Source organism: Metabacillus niabensis (assembly GCF_902829255.1).
Classification (GTDB): domain Bacteria; phylum Bacillota; class Bacilli; order Bacillales; family Bacillaceae; genus Metabacillus; species Metabacillus niabensis.
In genome coordinates this window covers 1-3,012 of the sequence record NZ_CADEPK010000037.1, presented here as the reverse complement: position 1 = coordinate 3,012, position 3,012 = coordinate 1, and the positions used below count along the sequence as shown (strand labels likewise).

Annotated in this window: 2 protein-coding genes; one reads left to right on the top strand and one right to left on the bottom strand. The window is 34.1% G+C overall.

The annotated features are described in order from the left end of the window. Positions 1 to 35 precede the first annotated feature (35 nt). Positions 36 to 1,805, top strand: a complete 1,770-nt coding sequence (locus tag HU235_RS06460; protein WP_174879680.1) for a methyl-accepting chemotaxis protein — start codon at positions 36 to 38, stop codon at positions 1,803 to 1,805. A gap of 53 nt (positions 1,806 to 1,858) precedes the next feature. Here the strand turns inward: HU235_RS06460 and HU235_RS06455 are convergent. Continuing rightward, on the bottom strand, positions 1,859 to 3,012 hold a 1,154-nt coding region (locus HU235_RS06455), incomplete at its 5' end, for a DUF6805 domain-containing protein (protein ID WP_174879679.1).

Here is a 3,012-nt window from a genome sequence, read left to right as displayed (position 1 = left end):
GTAAAAAAGCCTTACGTTTTGGAGGGGGATAAAACTTGGACAGAAAGCAATCTAAAAAAGGGAGAAAAAGAAAATCAAATGTAGAGAAAAACAAATCACAAAGCTACTTAAAAACGATTCGTGGAAAAATTACATTATCTTTTGGGATGTTATCATTTGTATTATTAGTTTCCGCAGTTATTTCCTATACAAATATGACACACCTAGATAAAGAGATTAATTATTTAATTGAAAATGACTTAGAAATTAACCGAAGTTCACAAGATTTATCCGAGATTTTACTTAGAATGGAATCAAGTCAAAGAGGCTTTGTCATTACAGGTCTTACCGATTTAATTTATCCATTTGAAAATGGAAAATACGAATTCACAGAAGAATATGATATTTTACAAGAATTGTTTAAAGATAATAATAAGCAGCTAGAAAAGCTAGCTATTATAAAAGAAAATTATGAAAGTTGGCTTGAATATGCGGATTCTCTTGTGAATACTCGGAAGTTAGAGGGGCTTGAAGCAGCAGCATCAATTGTAGAAGCTGGTGAAGGAACCGCATTTATGGAAGCGATTCAAACCCAGGTAGAATTAATTATATCGGAACAAAAGGAAATACAAGCTAATCGAATAGATGCTCTGAATCAACAGGTTTCTATTTTTAAAGTCGTTACAATTAGCTTAACACTGTTTGCAATTGTTTTAGCCATATTGTTTTCAATTAGCATATCTAGAGGTATTAGGAAAAATGTTACAAAAATCAGCGAATCAATTGTTGAAATAGCCAATGCAGGTGGTGACTTGACAAAACGAATTGAAATAAATACACAGGATGAACTTGGTGGTTTAGCAAATGATACAAATAAATTAATCGATAGTATCGCTGGTTTAGTTCGACAGGTTTCATTAATGGCACAAAATGTAACCGCAACCAGTCAGGAATTACTAGCTTCTGCAGAGGAAACCTCTACGACAATCAATACAATTGCAGCAACATCTAGTGAAATTGCCGCTGGAAGTGATGCGACAAAATCTAAAATGAATCTATCGTCTGAAAAAATGAGCAGTCTTGAAGAAGCAGCGCATTTCTTGAATAACCAAGCTGAAATCGTAAAAGCTAATTCAACTGAAATGCTCCTTGTTGCCCAAAAAGGTGGAGAAACAGTGCAGGCTTCATCTGAAAAAATTATGTCTCTAGAAGAAATTATGTCAAATACTAGTCAAACTGTAGAAGCATTAGGTAAAAAATCGAATGAAATCACTTCAATAATAGGAACAATTACAGATATTGCACAACAAACTAATCTTTTAGCACTTAATGCTGCTATTGAGGCTGCACGTGCTGGTGAGCATGGAAAAGGTTTTGCAGTCGTTGCGGATGAAGTGAGAAAATTAGCTGAGCAATCTCAACAAGCTGCACATAGTGTGAAAGATATCATTCTCTCGATTCAACAAGAAGTTAAAAACATAGTCCAACAAAATCAGCAAGGAGTAATCGAGGTTATATCAGGAGTAGAAATGACAAACCAAACTAATTCCTCTTTAGAGGATATAATCAATCAAACAAAACGGACGACTGTCGTTGTTAACGAAATGGTTGAGCATATCCAAGAAACATTGAAACTAAGCAAAGAAGTTGCAAAATCGTTCGATCAAGTTATTAAAATTACAAATGAAACCGCTTCGAATACTGAATCAACTGCAGCAGCCTCAGAGGAGGGTTCAGCTGCAATGGAACAAATCACAAATTCTGTGTCGCAATTATCCAATCAGGCCGAGGAGCTAAGGAATATTGTCGATAATTTCAAGCTATAAACAGATAGGGGCAGTCGCTAATTCGCAACTGCCCCTATCTTGTATCAAATTTATCATTTATCTCTTTTCAAGCCTTCTATATTGTTAATCATTCTAAGTCCATACACCCCACCTGCCACTTTTCCTTCTTTTGATACAAATTTGACTTCAACCTTCTCCTTTCCATTTGTAAGAGAGAGTGGAATTGGATAACATTCATCAAACAACTTCCCTGGTTGATTTGCTTTCAATATTTGTTGAGCGATTACTGTGCCATCAATTAACAAGGAGAAGTCTCGTTGATATGCTTTTCCATCCTCATGTAACGTTGTATCATTTCCGCTATAAGTAACAAGCAAATACATTTGCCCCTGTTCCACTTTCATTTCATAGCTAAAATATCCTTCATTAATGCTATCTCTCCACCCTTTATTAAAGAGATTTAAATATCCGGATCTTGAATTTTTCTTCTTTATTCCGTGTTCAACCTCTGGCTGTTGTTCATTTGGATTTACAACATCAATTGTTATTTCTCTTAATCTAGCTTGTTCCTCCTTTTCTTTATCAACGAATGTTTGGTACGTTTCTTTATCCATAATATTCCAATATATTGTATAACGTTGATGATGAAGTTTATAAAAAGGAATTAGCTTTATTGAAACATTTCCAGGTTGACCAACTCCATCTGTAATAAATTCTAAAGGTTGATTCTCTACACGCTTTATCCAATTTAACAAATCCTTATCGTCAGTAACTATATCTGGTACATCAATTAATGGATGATTGTTTAATGATAGGTGATCAGCTAAAATATCAGATTTTGGAAAGTCTTTTGTTCCTAAAGCACCTGCTAATACAATTGGGCCATATAAAATTGCAGCCTTTAACGGATCGCTTTTAGATGGAGACAAATACAAGTTCATCGGAAGCTCGATTTCAATCACATCTCCTGAGTTCCATTTTTCATCTATTTTTATATATCCATTTTCTGTACTAACAAATTTCTTTTCATTATTTACTGTTACAATTACCGGACCTGCAGTCCAGTTAGGTACGCGAATATGTAGTGTTATTTGTTGTTGTTTTGCATGTTCAAAGATTAGCCTGGTTTTGTCAGATTCCGGAAATGACGTTTCTTGTTTCAAGTGAATATTTTGTTCAGGTAGTTTAATTTCAGAAGCAATAAATAAATTTACAAACAAATCATTTTGTTTTAAATAATATATAT